The organism is Asaccharospora irregularis DSM 2635, assembly GCF_900129815.1.
Lineage (GTDB): Bacteria > Bacillota > Clostridia > Peptostreptococcales > Peptostreptococcaceae > Asaccharospora > Asaccharospora irregularis.
On sequence record NZ_FQWX01000014.1, the window covers coordinates 46,923 to 66,447 of the forward strand.

The following is a 19,525-nucleotide window of genomic DNA, read 5'->3' on the forward strand; positions in this document are numbered from 1 at the left end:
ATTATCCCTCCACATCTATGTTATTATCAATAACATAATCACATAACATCTCAGCCTTGCTCTTAGCTTTACTATGGATTTTGTTTATAGATGTTTTATACGCATCTTTATATCCAATTAATGTGTTTCTATTTTTCATAAGATAATTTAATGTCTTTATTTCTGAGCTAATTTCTTCATCTATTTCCCTTAATTCTTTATCTATTTTTGAAAGTTCCCCCTCTTTAGGTATAAAATAAGGACATCTTCTATGATTTCCTCTTAGTATCTTACATGGCATCATATCATCTTTTTCATAAGTACAATATCCCTCACTTAATTCAATTTTTCTTTTATCTTTTTTATTTCTTTTATTTTTTATAATTTTATACCTTTGATTTGCTGAGCCATTTTTATCATCAATAATATTAGATAAGTTCATATCTAATATTTCATTTTTTTGCTTAGAATTCTTTTTTAAAGCCATTTGTTTTGCCATCGAAATAGTATAACATTTTATAAATAATTCACTATGGTCTGAGTATGAAAATGATGTATTAATATTTTTATGACCCACTACTCTTTGTATAGTTGATGCTTCAAATCCCATATATATCATATTTAATATTGCAAAATGTCTTGTATCCATTAACTGAATATACTCTATCTGTTCTTCTTGTAAAAACACACTTCCTATATCTTCACTTTCATAGATTTCTTTTGTTTTGGGTATTATATTTACATTGTATTTTCCAATTACAATTTCTATTAAGAATTGTTTTCTCAAAATATTAAGCAGATTTGAAGAAAAAAATTCTCTTTCATCCCTTATTGTATTTTTATAATCTCTAAACTGCTTATAACTTCTATATGAAAATAAAAACTTCCTTTCTATTGGTTTTCCTAAACCATCAACATAAAATTTGTCTAATTTATCATATTTATCAACTATAGATTTATATTCATTTATCAATTGAACAATCTCATCACTTATTGGAAATTCTTGTTCTGTATAGCACTCTTCAAAACTATGATTGAAAATATCATTAGATATTCCACCCTTCAAGTTATTTCTATAAAACTTAAATATATTTTTATTGTCATATCTTCTAATACAATTCAAAGGAATAAGCACCACTTCATGAGCTCTCAGTGGTATTATAGATGTTATTTTCCACCATAGTATAATAGGAAAAAATCTTTCTCTTTCAATTCCCTCAGCATTTTGGATAAAATCTTCTATTATATCATTAAATTTAAACATAGATTCAAAACTTGGAAGTGCTCTTCTTTCTTTCTTTTTTACACTTTTCTCTTTACTATATTCATCACTTGCAAACTTTAAATAACAATCTTCATAATCTTCTAATATTGAACTGTTATTGAAATACATTTCAATATATGCAAAATATTCTGAAATCATAAAATATGATGATAAAAAACTTCTACAATTCCTTAGTTCTTCATTTAAAACATCCTTAATTAGAACTTCATTTTTAAATAGTTTTTTCAATTGATTAACAAAAATAACTATTCTTTGTCCAGTATTAAAATCTAACATATATAAGATATAGCTCTTAATAGATAATAAAAACTGCTCATAATTAATATCTTTGAATATTCCTTTATTTATTAGTTTTTTAAACTCTACTTCACTAAATTTAAACTTTACATTACTAACATTTACATCACCCGTGATTATAGTCCAATTACAGTCATTGATGCTATCATTTTGAATAATCTTAGCATTTTTATGTTTTTTCCATAACTCCAAATATTTATCGTAATCTCTATAATTAAATTCAACTAAATCTACTTTTTTTGCTGGAGTATTTCCTATGTTCTTCAATACAGCAATCATATTACCCTCCCGTATCAAGCTAAATTTCTATTAATTCATAAGTTTATAATCTAATTTTATAGACTGACTTTCTCTTAATTTATCAATCTTATTTTTCATACCAACTACATCTACAAATACATTAACATTACTTTTCCCTAAAACATTTTGTGCTTCCTTTAAAATAGGCATATATGTTTTAAAAATCAATGTACTATACATGTATTGCTCATATTCATTATCTATTAAATATAATTTATTAATAGCATCATTCATTAAATCATTTAGTTCATATAGAAAATACATTTCTTCAATTATAAAAGGGCATCCTATACAAGTATCAAAGTTATCATTAATACAATTTATTCCCTCATTTAATTCTATTAAATTATTTGGTATCGCATCATCTACATTACTACATTCTATGACATTCAACATAGCTTTTAATATACATCTAGTATGATTGTGCTTACCATGTGTATTTCCATATGCCAACTCAACTAATATTTCTTTTATTAAATTTGGAGTTGAGACCATCCTCGATATCATTTCTGTAACTTTTTTTCTTTGTATATAAATATTTTTCATAGTATATTCAAGCTCATATGGAGTCAATGATATATCATCCATAAGCTCTGTTTTCGTACTGTCATCATTTTCTATAAAATTATTATCTATAATCTTCAAAGCCTGAAATTTTTCAAATGCAAAGCTACCTCTATTAAACAACGTCGCGACTGCATTTTCTATACTATTATCTACTTTCCTCGTTTCATATATAGTAGTTGTTTCTGACATACCCTTTGAATCAACACTATAACCTCTCAAAATAGATATTATGTGCGTAGCAAAATTATCTCCTTTTTCTTCACTATAATTATGAATGTAGTTATTATAGCTTTTATTGGCTCTTCTGTTTGAAAATTTTTCTTCCCCAAGTATATCAATGATTTGTTTTCCAAATAAATCATCATAATAACTTTTATTGCCTATAAATCCTGATGATATTATACTATCTGCCTTAAGATTCTTTTTATTTAGTCTATGTGTTATCTGTCTATGTGCTTCACAAATTGCAAATAGTAACCCTAAACTTCTAACTGTAAGCCTTCCAACTTCCATAACTAAATACCCATTATTTTTAGTTGATTTCATAGAGTATCCATCTATTTTTCTTTTTACATCTTCTGTAATTATCATTCCCATTTCTTCAGTAAATTCATTTCCTTCTGATAGCCACTTCAATAACTCTTCTGCCTCAAATCCAATATTATTAAGATTAGGACTTGGTATATCACTTATAGCTCCTCTTCTCCATATGGTTACATAATGTAGATACATATATAGCCAAACTTGAGCTTGCCCTCTGCTTTCAATAGCTCTGTCTATATATTCTTTATCACTAGTACTTGTGTGTAAAAGTCTGAACAGTTCTAAAAATTGCTCTTGAGTATAACTTAATACTTCTTGTGATTCATCTATAAAACTATTTTTAGGTAATTTATAAATAACTCTATTTTTAAAAGATTTATACTTTATTAAGTAGTTATAAAATGAAACAAATTCAACTTTATCATTCTGAGTATACTCTTCATTAGATATTATATTTTCTATGATTTTTTCTACTAACTCTTCACTGTATTTATAAAAATCCATATTTAAAGTTTTATTTAATATTTCTTTAACTCTATGAAAACTCATAGCTTTACCTTTAATTGATTGCTTAGATTTTATATCATTAAATCTATCAATTACAAATAACTCATAAATTTGCATAGTATCCTCAAGTTTTTCTTTTGTTTTTATATTCTCTGTTAGAATTCTATAAATCTCTAAACCATTTTTTGCTGACTTAATCCTAGTTTGTATATTTAATTCATCAAATATTATATGGGCATCTTTTTTTAACATAAGCCTTCTTTTTCCCATAAATGGATGTCTTTCTATCAACTCTATATTATTCTTTAAAATCCTATCTCTAATAGCATCTTCTTGAACGTCCACTCTATCTACAACATCTTTAATAAAATCCTCAACTGGAATGGATATTTCCTTCAATTTGTTGTATTTTTCAACTTCTTCTATTTTTAAATATAATTTTTTACCATATCTATATACAAAATCAAACGCTGGAAGACGTTCATGCGTAATTTCTCTTTCCCCTAAAATTTCTGCTGTTTTAACTAAATCAATATACTTATTCTCATCTATAATATCCTTTGGAGCTCCGTCTAGAATTATATTTTCTATTTTTTCAAAATCCTTTAAGTTATATCTTAATTGCTTTGTAAATGGTTGTTGCTCATATGATAGAGATTCAATACCATGCTTTTTAAAAACATTTCTTATATGTGTTGTTGTAAATTTAAAATATTTTGAAAGTTCATCTACAAATCCTAGTTCTGATTCCCATTTAAGCAATTGCTCAAAGTCTGATTTTAAGTAATATTCAATCTTACCATATTTGTAACATTGTATATATTGCTTTATTCTATTAATAAAAAATATTGTGTATCCTTTTTCTTTCAATTCTTTAGCAGTATAATAATCCTCTATATCATCAATGTTATTATTAAGTATAATTTCTTTAGCATTTTTATTTCTTATCATTTTTTCACCCTCTTATAAATGATGTTTTTGTTATTTGCTCATAACTCTCTATAAAACTATTTTGTATTTCCTTTATATACTCTACTCTTCCTCTCGATTTTGATAGATATGTCAATGCAGTTGTTAAACTAGAGTCACCTCTATACATAGCTAAAGTATGTGCGTCTTCTCTTCTAGCTACATAATCAGTAAAGAAATATCTTAATGCATGTGTATTCATCTTTGACTCTAGTAGCATTTCAAAATCAACTGATGCTTGAATATTACCATTATCAGCCATATATCCTAGTCTTTCAATTAATCTAGTTATAAGTTTGTTATATCTATCCGCATATCTATCAGCCTTTAAAGCCTTCCGATTCTTCCCAAAGAATAATGCTCCATATTCATCTCCATCTAACCCTTTTTGGCGTAGCAACTTCATATGTTCTGTATATAAACGATTTATATATGGTAAAAATGCCTCATACACTAGTTGTACTCTAGATACTTTTATTTCACCCGTTCTAGCTCCATCATTTCTTAGCATATGTTCTCTTGTTAAATCAATACAAAAACTAATAGACTCTCCAAGTGGTCTCCTATTTACTATTCTACTTCTACTCATTTGACAAACCTCTCCACATCTTAACCCAGCAAAACTTTGTAATGCTATTCCAAATGCAAGCATTGGGTCATATTGCTTCGCTACTTCTATAAGAGTATATACCATTAACTCGTCAGGTGATTCTATCTTTTTCTTTATCTCTTTATGTGGGTATTCTACTGTAAACAATGATTTTAAATATTTAACTTGCCTAAATCCTTCTCTCATGTCTATTCTATTTTTATTTTTATAGATTTTAGTTTCATAATTAAAGTCACTTTTTTTGATATGATTTAATTTGTAATTAGGTTGATAAAATAGCCAATTATAGAAACTAGTTAATGCATACTCTGCCTTTTCTATCACTTCATCAGTTTTCACTTCCATACTTCTTGATGTAGGACCTTTTCTTAAATCTCCATATGAAAATTTATTTAAAAATTCTTCACCTATCTTCACAGTTATATCTTCAATAGAATTTAATGTAACCTCTCTATCAAAAAAGATATAATTTAAAAATAGCACTATTGTAGTTCCATAATTATTTTTATTTGTGTGTATTGAATTGTTTAATCTCTTTTTATGAAAAAAGAAATCTGTATACTCTGAGATTTGAAATTCATTTGTATTAGAATTGCTTAATGTTATAAAGTTATAATTTTTAACTAAACCATTTTTAATAATAGTAGCTTCTCTTTGACCATATCTCCATTCCATTCTGTTACTATCTACTAATTTTATATCTTCTATATATTGCATTTCTTTAGTTCTCCTTAATTATCATTTTCTATTAATAACAATTTCATTTAAACTCCCCTATTGACTCAATATTTAGTGATATATTTTATTAATTCTATTTCTGTATTTCGTTTATAAGTAAATTATAGAACACTTTTATTTATTTTTCTATTAGTTTATTTTGTTTTTATTTATTTTTTATAAACAAAATACTAAACATGTTCATATTACTAATATATAATATAATATAACCATATCTATTTTATATATTCTATTTTGTTTATTATTAACAACATTCCATACCGAAGGCATTTGTTGCCACCATTATTTTTATTTCATCATTTATAAATTTTTCTTGATTTTCTTTTCTTATTTCATTACTAAGACCTGCATGGTATTTGGAGACAGAATAACCCTTTTTAAATAACCCATCATATATACTTTCTACGTCTTTTCTGGTAGCAGCATATACTATTCCACTTTCGTTTTTATGATTTTCTATATAATCTAATAAGTATCTATTTTTTGAAGAAGATTTCACTATATTCATAGATAAATTTTCTCTATCAAATCCCGTTATATAAACCTCTGGTTCACTTAAATTAAGTAAATTTATTATATCATACCTAACTTCATCTGATGCAGTTGCTGTAAATGCAGTAACTATCGGTTTTTTTTCTAAACTTTTGATAAATAAAGGAATCTTTCTATAGCTAGATCTAAAATCATGCCCCCACTGAGAAACACAATGTGCCTCATCCACGGCAATTTGGCTTATACTTTTATTTTTTATTAAATTTACAAACTCTAAGTTATCTAATCTTTCTGGTGCTATATATAATATTTTATATTTATCTTTATTTATATCTACTAGGATATTATCTAGTTGTTCAGAACTTAAGGAACTATTTATAAATACGGCATTAATACCCATAGTATTTAAAGAATCTACCTGATCCTTCATAAGTGATATTAACGGTGAAATTACTATTGTCAATCCATCTAACATAAGAGATGGTATCTGATAGCATATAGACTTCCCTCCGCCAGTTGGCATTATTGCAACTACATCTTTTTTGTTTAATATCGACTTTATAATTTCTTCTTGTCCCTTTCTAAAACTTGTGTATCCATAGTATTTTGATAATATATCTAAAGCTTTTAAATTCATTTTTATTCTCCTATCTGTCGAACATATGTTTATTTTAATTATATACATACTTTCTACTTATAATACATATTAACACAATATCTTTTTGAAAATTGTACCTAATTGTTTTTATTAATATATCGCTGGATTAGTATAACAAATATCTATTTTATTAATTTTCAGATTGATTATAAAATATAATTAGATAAAGGTATTTTATTCTTTTAAATATACTAACCTAAATTATTCTATAAATAAAGTACTTACGGGGGATAGCTTATGAAATTACAACTAGAAAAAGAGCTTTCAGATGAAAAGCTTAAACTTATCAATAAATATTCACTTTCATTAAATAAAGATTTAATATGGGAGTTTAGACACGATAAATATCATACAGTAAAATACTTTTCCCATAAATTCGCTATTAAAGAATCCACATTAGCTCTTCTATTTTATATACACAGGCTATGCTTTGCAAAAATAAAATACTTTGAATCCAACTTTCAAAAATATACCCCTTATAAATACGATTTTGAACTGGGGTTTATAAAATGTGATTTATATGATATGGAATTTATGATGCATAGGCCAAGCCAGATTATGATTGATTTAAGAAACCTACAGAAAATCAAAAATATAGATGAGTTCAAAAAATTTTGTGATTATCTAGAGTCATTTGAAAACTAATAGCCTTAAAGTCTTAAATAGTTTTCTATAGTATATAAAAGCCTATCTTAAGTCAAAGTTTAAAAAGTAATACTAATGTTACTTTAAAAACTTTACACTTAAGATAGGCTTCTTATTTTTATTTATATACTATTTTATTTTTTCTATGAAATTTCCTCTACACTATCTGAGTCCTTCCATTCCTCTATGTTTTCTAGTCCTTTTATATTAGAAGCATTAAATACTGGATCTTTTATCCCGCTCTTTCTCTGCTTAGTATAATCATTTAAAGCTATAAATGCATATTTTCCAAGTAAAGCTATTGCAACTAGATTTATAATTGCCATAAGTCCCATAAATAAATCTGCCAAATCCCAAACTATAGCAACCTTTGTAAGTGATCCAAATAAAACCATTGCAACAACAATTGTTCTAAATACATTTAAAATTGTCTTGTTTCCACTCATAAATTCTATATTAGATTCACCATAGTAGTAATTACCAACTATAGAACTAAATGCGAATAGGAATATACATACTGCTATAAATATATAACCTATAGAACCTATATGTGAACTTAAAGCTTCCTGAGCTAGCTCTATTCCTATTGCACCACTAGTAGCATATCCAGGGTATAAAAGAACCATAAACGCTGTACAGCTACATATTATTATAGTATCAGTAAATACTCCTAAACTCTGAATTAATCCTTGTTTTACAGGGTGTGAAACGTGAGCTGTAGCAGCTGCATTAGGAGCACTACCCATACCTGCCTCATTAGAGAATAAACCTCTCTTTATACCAACAAGCATTATTCCCGCCATAGAACCTATTGATGCTTCTCTAAAGTTAAATGCATTTGTAAATATCAGTTTAATTACATTTGGCATTTCACCTATATTCATTAATACTATTACTACTGCAACAATTATATATAATCCTGCAAATATAGGAACTATAACTTCAGATACCTTAGCAACTCTGTGTACACCACCAAATATTACCAATCCTGTTAGAACTGCAAGTACTATTCCCATTGTCATCTTATCAATACCAAATGCAGTATTAAATGCAACTGAAACAGTATTTGCCTGCACAGCATTAAACACGAATCCAAAGCATATTGTTATAAGAACTGAGAATAAAACTCCCATCCATTTTTGGCCTAGACCTTTTTCTATATAATAAGCAGGTCCTCCTCTGTTTGCAGAACCATCTTTTACTTTAAAGATTTGTGCAAGCGTACTCTCAACAAAGCTTGATGCAGATCCTATTAAAGCGATAAGCCACATCCAAAATATAGATCCTGGACCTCCAGCAACAACTGCCATAGCAATACCCGCTATATTACCCGTTCCTACTCTTGATGCAGTACTTATACAAAACGCTTGAAACGAAGATATCTTTCCTTCTTTTTTTGCTTCTTTAGAATTCCCATCTCCTAAAAGTCTAAACATTTCTCCGAAATATCTGAATTGTACAAAATTAGTTCTAATAGTAAAATAAACTCCTAAAACTATAAGCATTGTTATTAATATATATGTCCACATAAAATCATTAATGCTCAAAACTATATTGTTTAATATCTCCATGTAAAATCCCTCCTATATTATTATGAAATGAATAATTTTGTCGGCCTAATTTCATTTTATAATAATAAACTATTTTAATCTACATTTCAAGTCGTAAATGAAACTTTTTTTATTCTCGTTGCAAATTTTTAATTTATGACGGATTTTTTATAAAATCTTCATTCATTTCTCTATAAAATTATCATTCATTTTATTTGGTAATAATATCTAATCATAATACTATTTTCTTTGGTAATAATATCTAATCATAATACTATTTTTGAGATTTTATAGTTTTAACAATTTCCTAAAGTGATGGTTTTTTATTGTTATTAATACTGTAACCTTCTAACCTCAATATTTATAAATATATACGAATTAAGATGAACTCGTTAAAAAAAATACTATATTGAAAAACATATTAAAAAGTACTATTATTATAAAGTAATATAATTATAGAGTACTATTCATCATAAAGTACTATATTAACTATATTCTAATTACAATTACAAAGGAGGTACTTTTTATGGGAATTAAACCATTGATAGCAGTAATTATATTTCTAGTAGTTATGCTCGCTATTATAACAGAAAAGATAAATAGATGTATTGCCGCTTTGAGTGGAGCTCTACTTATGATTATCTTTAGAATAATAACATTAGAGGAAGGTTTGCAACATGTAGATTTTAATACACTTGGTGTTTTGGTCGGAATGATGATTTTCGTTTCTGTAGCTAAAAACTCAGGTTTATTTGAATATATAGCTATTTGGACAGCAAAAAAAACAAAAGGCGATCCATGGAAAATCATGATTTATTTTGTCATCATAACCGCTGTTTTATCTGCTGTTTTAGATAATGTTACGACAGTCTTACTTGTAGGTCCTATGACTATTGTTATTACACAGATTCTAGGGTTAAATCCAGTTCCATTTTTAATCACTCAAATTATAGCTTCAAATGTCGGAGGTACAGCTACTCTAATAGGAGACCCACCAAACATAATGATAGGTAGTGCTGCTAATATAAGTTTTTTAGATTTCGTTGTAAATTTAGGTCCAGTAGTAGTAGTCATATTAATAAGTATGATTTTCTGTTTTAAATTTATATACAAAAAAAATCTTATTGTCGATAAAGAATGCCAAGATGCTATTTTAAAATTAGATGAAAAGGTAGCTATAAAAGATAAAAAGTTACTTATAAAAAGTGTTATCATGATATTCTTTGTTTTATTCGGATTTGCACTGCATAATACAATTAAACTTGAGTCTTCTGTTGTAGCATTGACAGGTGCTGTTATTATGCTTTTTATAGGAAAACAAGACATAGACGATATACTAGCAAGTGTAGAATGGTCAACAATATTCTTCTTTATAGGTTTATTTGTTGTGGTTGGAGGACTTGTTGAAGTAGGTATAATTCATAGATTAGCTACAATATTAATCGAATCAACAAAAGGTCACATGATGCTTACAGTTTTAATCATATTATGGTTATCTGCAATTATATCATCCTTCTTGGACAATATACCTTTTGTGGCAACACTAATTCCTCTTATATTAACAATGCAAGCTGAGGGTATAGATGTTATGCCTTTATGGTGGGCAACTTCTTTAGGAGCTTGTCTTGGAGGTAATGGTACACTAATAGGAGCATCTGCAAATGTAGTTTTAGCTAGTGTAGGTCAAAAAAATGGTCATCCTATATCATTTAAAGAATACTTTAAGATAGGTTTCCCTCTTATGATTGTATCAATTATTATATCTACTGTTTATTTAATTATAAAATTCCAATAAAACTTAAAAAAAATTATGATATAATTAAGGTACAAGAAAGGGGATGTATTTAGATGAATATAAATACAGTTCAAGGAGATTCAATTGAAATTCTCTTAAGACAAATTGGAGCCAAGAGGATAGAAAAGGTTAGAGGGTTATTATACTTTATAGAGTTTGAATTAGATGAGAATTTAAAAGTATCATATTCTTATAATATCAACTCTCATGATAATTATTTTTTACAAAGAATTAAACCATACCCTATTAACCAAGGGCTATTTACAGACGAACATGAAATAGTGTCCTTTATAACAAAAGATATTAAAAAATTTAAAAATGCTAAAAATAGTACTAACTTTGACACTTTCTTAGATGTAACTAAAAAAGTAAATTCTATTACTCATAACGTAGAGCATCTATTTTTAAATTACAATGTATCTGGTAAAGATTTGAAAAACTTAGATAAAGCATTAGATACAATCCTAAATGAAATTATATATATAAAAGATCACGCTAAAAAAGTTTAACCTAAAATTTAAAATAGTTATGGATAAAATTTATCCATAACTATTTTTTATGTTCATATTTATTTATCTTCTATGTCTTTATATTCTTATTACAAACTCTGTACCCTTACCTATGTCGCTATTAACCTCTATAAATCCTCCGTGTAACTCAATTACATGTTTAGCTATTGTAAGACCCACCCCAATTCCTCCTGTTTCTGAATTTCTTGAGGTGTCAACTCGATAAAAACGTTCAAAAATATACTTCAAGTCTTCTTTTGGAATTCCAATACCTGTATCTCTTATAGATATATTTGTATATTTTTCATCTTTATATGTTTTTATATAAATGCTTCCTCCATCAGTTGTATACTTTATTGCATTAGTTAACAAATTTACAATAGCCTGAGAAAATTTCTTTTTATCGATTAATATTTCTATATCCTTTAATTCATAATCGATATTTATATTTTTATCTAAAGCTTCAATTTCATAATTATATACTATATTTTTTACCAATTCTGCTAGATTCACATTTTCAATTTCTAGTTTGTCTTGTCCAATATCTAATTTAGATAAATTTGTAAGATCATTTACTAGTTTTGTTATTCTCAATACTTCTTCACTTATACTTACAAGCCTCTCATTTGTAGGCTCCCATATACCAGCTATAATCACATCCAGATGACCTTTTATACTTGTAAGAGGTGTTCTGAGTTCATGAGATATATCTGTAGTCAGCCTTTTTCTCAATTTTTCTTGATCATTAAGCGCATCGGCCAATTTATTTATAGAATATATAAGCTCATCAACCTCTTTTATGTTGCTTGTATACTCCAGTTTATTCTTATAGTTGCCACTTTCTATAACTTTAGCCATTTTTGACACCTTAGATATAGGGCTAGATATGGATTTAGATATTACTAATGAAATAATTACAATACCTACAATAGCTATAAGTGCTATAAATAACATAAATTTATTCATTATGTTAAAAAATTCCATATCATTTTCCATATAGTAAGTAGATTCATAATGACCTATATATGAATAACCTACAATCTTACCATTATCATCATATATACGCCCTTTATATTCCTTGAACTTGTCATTCCAACCTTTTTCTACTTTCTCCATATTATCATTTATTTTCTTTAATATATTGTTTGAAAGCATTTTTTCATCTTCAAATATACTCCAGACTAATTTTTCATCCTTATCGTATACTTTAAGTGCAATCCCTTTTGAAATAGCATCTTCTCCTAGTGCCTTTATTGTTCTAATATCCCAGTCACCGTCTTTGTATATATGCTTTAAATCAAATACTAAGTGATTGACCTCTGATTTATTGCTTTGATCTACGTACTTTTCAAATGCAGACTCAAATGATACATTTATAAAAACTCTTATAATTAAAATGGTTAAAACAATAATGATTGTAAATGACCTTATTATTTTTATATTTATAGATTTTGCTCTTTTATTGTATCCCAAACTTATACCCCATTCCATACACAGTTTGTATGATTTTAGGATTACTTGAGTCTATCTCTATTTTTTGTCTCAAATTCTTTATATGGCTATCTATAACCCTATCAAATTTTTCATAACTATCTCCCACCGTGTTTTCTAGTAGTTCTTCCCTTGAATATACCTTTTTAGGATTTGATGCAAGTGTCAATAATATTTTATACTCCGTATTTGTTAGATAAATATTCTTGCCCTCTAATTTTAACTCTGGTGATATTTTACTGAGTTCAAAAAAATTTCCAAACTTTATAACTTCTTCTCCTTTTATATTACTTCTTTTTAAAATAGACTTTACCCTAAGAACTAATTCTATTACATTAAAAGGCTTGCATATATAATCATCACATCCTAATTTAAATCCTTCTATCCTATCCTCATCTTCCACTTTTGATGTTAACATTATTATAGGTATATTAGATTTAGATCTTATATATTCACATATCTTTTCTCCGCTTATATCCGGAATCATTCTATCTAAAATGACTATATCATAGTTATTTTTTTCAAAATAGGATATTGCACTCTTACCATCATATGCCACATCTGAGTTATACCCTTCCTTATCAAGACAAGCCTTTATAAACTCACATATCTTTTTTTCATCATCTACAAGCAATATATTTATCATTTTATCACCCCACTATAAATATTCTTACATTAATTATATCCCTAAAAATACACTTGCCAAATAGAAATATATAATTAAAGCAAATGAATCTACTATAGTAGTAATCAAAGGACTTGCCATTATAGCGGGATCGAATTTTAACTTTTTAGCAATTATAGGTAAAATACCTCCGACTATTTTTGCTATCATTACTGTAAAAAACAAACTTCCACATACAGTAAATGCTACCATTATATCCGTTTTTTCTAAAATATATATTCTAAAGAAATTAACAGTAGAAAGAACTGTGGCTACCAATAAACTAACTCTAAATTCCTTCCAGACAATTTTTAAATAGTCGTTAGTCTTTATATCTCCTAATGCTAATCCTCTTATTATAAGTGTTGATGACTGTGACCCTGCATTTCCACCTGTATCCATAAGCATAGGTATAAATGCAGTTAGTATTACAACTGATTGTAAAACATCATTAAACCTTTTGATTATTGAACCTGTAAGTGTAGCTGATACCATCAATACCAAAAGCCATATTATCCTGTGTTTTGCTAATAATACCACTGGTGTCTTCAAGTATGGAACCTCACTTGGTTCTATAGCTGCCATCTTTTGAAAATCCTCTGTATTCTCTTGTTCTATTATATCTACAACATCATCTATTGTAATTATTCCTACCAGCCTACCTTCAAAATCAACCACAGCCATTGAAACCAAATCATATTTTTTAAATAAATATGCTACATTCTCCTGATCTTCACCTACGTTGACAAAAATTACATTCTCATTCATTATCTCTGATATTAATAAATTTTCGGGGCTCAAAATTAAATCTTTTACAGAAACTATACCCTTTAGTTTTCTATACTTGCCAATTACAAAAAAGGTATCTATAATTGATTTATTAAATCCTGTCTTTCTTATATAGTCTATAGCCTCTTTTGCAGTCATATTCTCCTTTAACTCAACAAATTCTATAGTCATAATAGAACCTGCTGAATTCTCTTCATATTTTAAAAACTGATTTATAAGTTGACGTTTTTGGAAAGATACATTTCTAAGTACCTTTTTTACAACATTTGCAGGTAATTCTTCTATAAAATCGATTGTGTCGTCTAAAAATAACTTTTCTATTATCTCTTCAACTTCACTATCAGTCATAGCCTCTATTATATGCTGTTGGAATTCACTATCTAAATACGAAAAAACTTCAGCAGCGGTATCTTTAGGTAATATTCTAAATACCAATACAGAGTATTTATCGTCTAATTCCATAATAATCTTCGCAATATCTACTGAATTGAGTTTTTGAAGATACTCACTTAACTCCGTTATTTTACTTTCCTTTATCATGTCTATTATTCTTTTTATCATGCTATCTTCCCCTTTCAGAGTCCACAGCATTAAATAACAATATATTTAATAGCGCTATATATGGACTCTATAAAATATTCTATTTTTCTTATAAGATGCAAGGGACTACTGTCCATATAACCACGCTCCTTTAAAGTATTTTCAAATAAAAGCTTTTTTATCCTGTAATCCAAGATTAACCACTAATAAATTATACAAAAATAGTATGTATAAATTATGAAGTATTTACATACAACTTAAAAATCTGTACACAAGTACTAATTAGTAATCGCATACAGATTTTTAAGTTGTATATATTTTATACCTTAGTGATGTCCACAATCATCATGATTGCAACTATGGTTAGACGCAAATTCTTCAAGCTTTCCTTCCTTGAACAACTCTAAATTTTCCTTTATAGTCTCTCCTTTTGCTCTATAAACTTTTATTCCCATTTCTCCTAGTTTAATTATAGCACCTTGACCTATACCTCCAACTATTACAGCATCTACCACGTTTCCAGATAATGCCTTCATAGGTTGGCATTTTCCGTGCTCATGTCCTAAATCTCCATTATCTAATGGAGTTAATTCGTTTTTTTCTAAATCACATACCAAAAACATTGGAGCTGATCCAAAGTGCCCAAATGGCGCACTCTCTAATCCTTTATTTTCCTCTACTGGTATACAAATTTTCATATTTATTACTCCCTTCTTTTTTTACATTTTTCTATAAGTTTACAAAAATAATAAGTATTTTAAATCTTTTTTATTTAAGGTTATAACTAAAAAACTCTAGGTTTCCTAGAGTTTTTTAGTTATAATTTATTTTGAATTTTAAGTTTATCCAAATATGACACTGCATTTAAAGCAGCTATCTGACCTTGTCCTGCTGATTTTATATACGAATACGGTTTTCCAACACAGTCTCCTGCTGCAAAACATCCAGGTATATTCGTTTTCATATTTATATCTACAATAATATGAGCACCTTCTGTTTCTATCCCAGGCACTAAAGATTTAGGAGATGCACTATCTTTTATAACAAATACTCCATCTACATTAATTTCTTTTTCTTTAAAAGAAATTTTGTTTACTAATTTATCTCCATTTATTTGTACTGGTCTATCATGTATAACTTCTATAGTTTCATCTAATGTATTTGAAGATCTCATCAATCCTTCTTTATACATCGGTATAAAATAAGTCTTAGATGCTATTTCACTTAAGAAGTTAGCCTCTTCTTCAGATTCTTTGTTATAACCTATAACTGCTACTTTTTTATCTCTATATAAAGGAGCATCACAAGTTGCACAGTATCCTACACCTTTACCTAGAAACTCTTCTTCTCCTTTTATAGGTCTAGCATATTCCACTCCTGTTGCCAATATAACTGTAGTTGCTTCATAAGTTTCGTTTCCTGACATCAGTGCAAAATATTCACCCATTGCATATATGTTGTTTACTTTGTTATTATTTACTTCTATTCCTAAACTTTCTATATGTTCTTTAAATTTATTTTTTAGTTCTTCTCCACTTATATCATAAAACCCTAAATAGTTATCTACAGATGGAGCTTTTACTAATTTATTACTTAAACTTTCATTTCCAAAAACTACTATGTTTTTGTTTCTTATTTTTGCATTTATCGCCGCAGATAAACCTGCTGGCCCACTACCTACTATCGCTATATCATATCTCATAATCTTCACCTTTTATAAATGTGACTTAACCTTCATTTCTATTTTATTTTTTGGCATAAAACCAACTAATCTTTCAACAGCTTCTCCATCTTTGAATATAATCATTGTTGGAACTGTAGATACATCAAATTGTTGAGCTATTTCTAAACTTTGGTCTATATCAATTTTAAAAAATCTAGCTTCATCTTTCATATCTTCCCCTAATTCTTCAAATACAGGAGCTAACATATTACATGGTCCACACCAAGTTGCAAAGAAATCTACAACAACTACCCCTTTACTTGATTCTACACTACTTCTAAATTCTGATGTGTTTATAACTTTAGCCATTTTTTTACCCTCCTATTTTATCTCATACTTTATAATATGAATTTTATTAAATCTAGTTATTAATTAACATTAAATATCCTTGCTTTGTAAGATAATCTTGAGTCTATTTATGTTTTAAGCTTGCAAGAATGTGTTGTTTTTATGTTATAAGATAATTATACCCAATATTTAACTATAAAAACAGTTTTTTTTACTCCTTACAAAATTACTATATGTGGTTTTAAAAATTTAATTCTATAAATCATCTGGTAATCGCCTTTTTGCTTGTTACTCTAGGTATAACTAATTCCATTTCAGTTCCTTCTCCAAATTTAGACCTAACTAATATTTTTAAGTTTAAATTTAAACTCAACATTTTAGCTATTGAAAGTCCTATTCCAGATCCATCTATGTCTTTATTTCTTATATTATCACTCCTAAAAAATCTATCAAATATAAATGGTATATCATCCTCTTTTATTCCAATACCTGTATCTGATATAATAACTCTTAAGTCACTATCTTTTTCTGTTAAATATATTGATATTTTATCTCCTGATAAAGTGTATTTAAATGCATTATCCATAAGTATAACAATAAGTTGTCTTAGTTTATTTTTATCTATTACAACAATTTTATTCTCTATTTTGGATTCAATCCTGAAATCTTTCTCTTGAAACTCAGCTATATCTATATAATCTTTATATATATCTCCTATTAATTCCTCTAAATCTACACTTTCTAAGTTTAATTTAGTAATAGAATCTTCCTTCATAAGAGATAATAAATCGTTTATCATTTTTTTCATCCTTCTTGTTTGCTTCATTGCATCTGCTATGGTTTCTACCTCATCGTTTATAGTACTATTTGGGTTTTTTAACATGCTTTCTAGCTTTGAAGACACTATAGATATAGGTGTTCTGAGTTCATGAGAAGCATCTTGAACAAATTTAGCTTGGTTGTTCCAGGCGGTTTCTATTTGAACTAGTGATTTACTGCTTAAATAAACAGCTATAAAATGAGTAATAAGCATGGATACCGACGAAGATATTATAAGGACGAAAACAAGCTGTTTTAAAGAGGACATTTCGGAGTCTATATTTCTTATTATTTGAATTTTGTAATCACCAACTACTATATTAAATTCCCTAAATATATATCCATTTTTTGTATATGTAAAAAAAGTATCTTTTTGCCCACTATCAATTTGCGGTAAAACTTCTTCAAAATATTTATTTTCTGTATAATATCTCAACCTATCTCCTTGGTATACATATACCATATCCTTAGGATCCTTTATAATAATTGGATTAAAAAAAGAATTACTTTGGAGTTGCAATACAACATTCTCTAATTCCTGATTCATTTTAACATCTAAGCTATTGTATGTAAGACCCCTGAAATATAAATATATAAACATAGAAAATAAAAATAGAAAACTACCTACAACAGCTATATTTATTTTTATTAGTCTATTTTTTGTCTCAGTAAATACATTTTTATTTATCATCTAACATATACCCTACCTTGCGTTTAGTTTTTATATATTTATCATATCCAAATTTAGCTAGTTTTTTTCTTAAATTACTTATGTATACTTCTACTATTTCCATGTTAACATCTGATTCAAATCCCCAAATTCTATCATATATTTGTTCTTTTAATAAAATAAACCCTTTATTTAATATAAAGTATTCTAACAGGTTAAACTGTTTGTTTTGGAGGTTGATTTCCTCACCGTTTATATACGCCCTTCTTTCGTAGATATCTAAGTGTAAATCTTTAAACCTAACAGAGTTTCTAGCTTTTATTTTTCCATTAGTCCTTAGTATAGCATAAGATCTAGCCACTAACTCCTCCATATAAAAAGGTTTCGTTAAATAGTCATTAGCTCCTATATTAAATGCCTCCACCTTGTCATCTAATGTTTCTTTTGCGGTTAATATAAGTATAGGGGTTTCAATATTGTTATTTCTGACTTTAGATAGTATTTCCATCCCACTTATATTTGGAAGCATTAAATCTAACACTACTAAATCATATATGTTTTGGTTTATTAAATATAATGCTTCTTCTCCATCTTCTGATTTTTCAATTTCAAAGTGCTTTTCTAACTCGCTAACCATACTTTTTAGCAAAGTCTTATTATCTTCTACTACTAAAACCTTCATGCTCTGACCACCCTTAATTATTAATAGTTATATTTAAAAAGTATAATCTATACTTAATTATAATTAAATTAGGCTGTATAATATTTAGCGTTGATGGTAATAAAAAATCCATAATTGTCGTTAGACAAAAATGGACTAATTACTATCAGCGCTATTATTTTTTAAAAAAATAAAGAACACATGTCAAACTCGTTGTATAATTAAGTCACGACAACAAAATAAACGAGGAGGTTTGACATGTGCTCAAATGATATTATATCAAATATTCTAGGAATTAGCGATAAAAATTTAGTATTTACAGGAGATGGAATTGAAAAAATAAGAGGTATTGAGTTTAAGGTATTAAACGCAGTGCTTACATATGTTCCAAAAGCATGCTCTAAATGCGGTTGCGTAAATGAAAATTATTCAGTAG

Annotated in this window: 16 protein-coding genes; 3 read left to right on the forward strand and 13 right to left on the reverse strand. The window is 27.4% G+C overall.

The features are described 5' to 3' along the window. Position 1: 1 nt before the first annotated feature. The 4 genes from BUB34_RS07380 to BUB34_RS07395 all read right to left on the reverse strand — a co-directional run bounded on the left by BUB34_RS07380 (position 2) and on the right by BUB34_RS07395 (position 6,924). Positions 2-1,840, reverse strand: a complete 1,839-nt coding sequence (locus BUB34_RS07380; RefSeq protein WP_073126050.1) for a hypothetical protein — start codon at positions 1,838-1,840, stop codon at positions 2-4. Between the two features lie 30 nt (positions 1,841-1,870). Then, positions 1,871-4,429 (reverse strand): hypothetical protein, encoded by a 2,559-nt coding sequence (locus tag BUB34_RS07385; protein ID WP_073126052.1) that lies wholly within the window; start codon positions 4,427-4,429, stop codon positions 1,871-1,873. Between the two features lie 4 nt (positions 4,430-4,433). Next, the gene (locus BUB34_RS07390; RefSeq protein ID WP_073126054.1) at positions 4,434-5,774 is read right to left on the reverse strand and encodes a site-specific integrase; all 1,341 of its coding nucleotides are present in this window, start codon (positions 5,772-5,774) and stop codon (positions 4,434-4,436) included. 265 nt (positions 5,775-6,039) lie between these two features. Then, a complete protein-coding gene (locus tag BUB34_RS07395) occupies positions 6,040-6,924 on the reverse strand; it encodes a RecQ family ATP-dependent DNA helicase (protein WP_084120280.1) in 885 nt (294 codons plus the stop codon). A gap of 258 nt (positions 6,925-7,182) precedes the next feature. Between BUB34_RS07395 and BUB34_RS07400 the strand changes: the two genes are divergently transcribed. Beyond that, the gene (locus BUB34_RS07400; RefSeq protein WP_073126056.1) at positions 7,183-7,590 is read left to right on the forward strand and encodes a hypothetical protein; all 408 of its coding nucleotides are present in this window, start codon (positions 7,183-7,185) and stop codon (positions 7,588-7,590) included. 143 nt (positions 7,591-7,733) lie between these two features. Here BUB34_RS07400 and BUB34_RS07405 read toward each other — a convergent pair whose 3' ends face one another. Further along, positions 7,734-9,161: an alanine/glycine:cation symporter family protein gene (locus BUB34_RS07405; protein WP_073126057.1), complete on the reverse strand. Its 1,428-nt coding sequence runs from the start codon at positions 9,159-9,161 to the stop codon at positions 7,734-7,736. Between the two features lie 505 nt (positions 9,162-9,666). Here BUB34_RS07405 and BUB34_RS07410 point away from each other — a divergent pair. After that, the gene (locus BUB34_RS07410) at positions 9,667-10,935 is read left to right on the forward strand and encodes an ArsB/NhaD family transporter (RefSeq protein ID WP_073126060.1); all 1,269 of its coding nucleotides are present in this window, start codon (positions 9,667-9,669) and stop codon (positions 10,933-10,935) included. Positions 10,936-10,988: 53 nt separating this feature from the next. Next, entirely contained in the window at positions 10,989-11,444 is a 456-nt protein-coding gene (locus BUB34_RS07415; RefSeq protein ID WP_073126061.1) for a hypothetical protein, read from the forward strand. A gap of 78 nt (positions 11,445-11,522) precedes the next feature. Here BUB34_RS07415 and BUB34_RS07420 read toward each other — a convergent pair whose 3' ends face one another. The 8 genes from BUB34_RS07420 to BUB34_RS07455 form a co-directional block, all read right to left on the reverse strand. After that, positions 11,523-12,917, reverse strand: a complete 1,395-nt coding sequence (locus BUB34_RS07420; protein WP_242948850.1) for a sensor histidine kinase — start codon at positions 12,915-12,917, stop codon at positions 11,523-11,525. After that, on the reverse strand, positions 12,904-13,581 hold the full coding sequence (locus BUB34_RS07425) for a response regulator transcription factor (RefSeq protein ID WP_073126065.1): 678 nt from the start codon (positions 13,579-13,581) through the stop codon (positions 12,904-12,906). The genes BUB34_RS07420 and BUB34_RS07425 overlap by 14 nt, the downstream gene beginning before the upstream one ends. 33 nt (positions 13,582-13,614) lie before the next feature. After that, positions 13,615-14,949: a magnesium transporter gene (gene mgtE, locus BUB34_RS07430; RefSeq protein ID WP_073126066.1), complete on the reverse strand. Its 1,335-nt coding sequence runs from the start codon at positions 14,947-14,949 to the stop codon at positions 13,615-13,617. A 305-nt stretch (positions 14,950-15,254) separates the two neighbouring features. Further along, complete coding sequence (locus BUB34_RS07435) at positions 15,255-15,626, reverse strand: NifB/NifX family molybdenum-iron cluster-binding protein (RefSeq protein WP_073126068.1); 372 nt, start codon at positions 15,624-15,626, stop codon at positions 15,255-15,257. 119 nt (positions 15,627-15,745) lie between these two features. Next, positions 15,746-16,630: an NAD(P)/FAD-dependent oxidoreductase gene (locus BUB34_RS07440; RefSeq protein ID WP_073126070.1), complete on the reverse strand. Its 885-nt coding sequence runs from the start codon at positions 16,628-16,630 to the stop codon at positions 15,746-15,748. Between the two features lie 12 nt (positions 16,631-16,642). Continuing rightward, complete coding sequence (trxA, locus tag BUB34_RS07445; RefSeq protein ID WP_073126071.1) at positions 16,643-16,960, reverse strand: thioredoxin; 318 nt, start codon at positions 16,958-16,960, stop codon at positions 16,643-16,645. Between the two features lie 241 nt (positions 16,961-17,201). Beyond that, on the reverse strand, positions 17,202-18,449 hold the full coding sequence (locus tag BUB34_RS07450; RefSeq protein ID WP_073126073.1) for a sensor histidine kinase: 1,248 nt from the start codon (positions 18,447-18,449) through the stop codon (positions 17,202-17,204). Then, positions 18,439-19,110 carry a response regulator transcription factor gene (locus BUB34_RS07455; RefSeq protein WP_073126075.1) on the reverse strand — a complete coding sequence of 224 codons (672 nt, stop codon included), beginning with the start codon at positions 19,108-19,110 and terminating at the stop codon, positions 18,439-18,441. The genes BUB34_RS07450 and BUB34_RS07455 overlap by 11 nt, the downstream gene beginning before the upstream one ends. Between the last annotated feature and the right edge of the window lie 415 nt (positions 19,111-19,525).

Coding starts and splice junctions, on each gene's coding strand:
- BUB34_RS07380 (WP_073126050.1), bottom strand. CDS start 1,840: ATGATTGCTGTATTGAAGAACATAGGAAATACTCCAGCAAAAAAAGTA.
- BUB34_RS07385 (WP_073126052.1), bottom strand. CDS start 4,429: ATGATAAGAAATAAAAATGCTAAAGAAATTATACTTAATAATAACATT.
- BUB34_RS07390 (WP_073126054.1), bottom strand. CDS start 5,774: ATGCAATATATAGAAGATATAAAATTAGTAGATAGTAACAGAATGGAA.
- BUB34_RS07395 (WP_084120280.1), bottom strand. CDS start 6,924: ATGAATTTAAAAGCTTTAGATATATTATCAAAATACTATGGATACACA.
- BUB34_RS07400 (WP_073126056.1), top strand. CDS start 7,183: ATGAAATTACAACTAGAAAAAGAGCTTTCAGATGAAAAGCTTAAACTT.
- BUB34_RS07405 (WP_073126057.1), bottom strand. CDS start 9,161: ATGGAGATATTAAACAATATAGTTTTGAGCATTAATGATTTTATGTGG.
- BUB34_RS07410 (WP_073126060.1), top strand. CDS start 9,667: ATGGGAATTAAACCATTGATAGCAGTAATTATATTTCTAGTAGTTATG.
- BUB34_RS07415 (WP_073126061.1), top strand. CDS start 10,989: ATGAATATAAATACAGTTCAAGGAGATTCAATTGAAATTCTCTTAAGA.
- BUB34_RS07425 (WP_073126065.1), bottom strand. CDS start 13,581: ATGATAAATATATTGCTTGTAGATGATGAAAAAAAGATATGTGAGTTT.
- mgtE (WP_073126066.1), bottom strand. CDS start 14,949: ATGATAAAAAGAATAATAGACATGATAAAGGAAAGTAAAATAACGGAG.
- BUB34_RS07435 (WP_073126068.1), bottom strand. CDS start 15,626: ATGAAAATTTGTATACCAGTAGAGGAAAATAAAGGATTAGAGAGTGCG.
- BUB34_RS07440 (WP_073126070.1), bottom strand. CDS start 16,630: ATGAGATATGATATAGCGATAGTAGGTAGTGGGCCAGCAGGTTTATCT.
- trxA (WP_073126071.1), bottom strand. CDS start 16,960: ATGGCTAAAGTTATAAACACATCAGAATTTAGAAGTAGTGTAGAATCA.
- BUB34_RS07450 (WP_073126073.1), bottom strand. CDS start 18,449: ATGATAAATAAAAATGTATTTACTGAGACAAAAAATAGACTAATAAAA.
- BUB34_RS07455 (WP_073126075.1), bottom strand. CDS start 19,110: ATGAAGGTTTTAGTAGTAGAAGATAATAAGACTTTGCTAAAAAGTATG.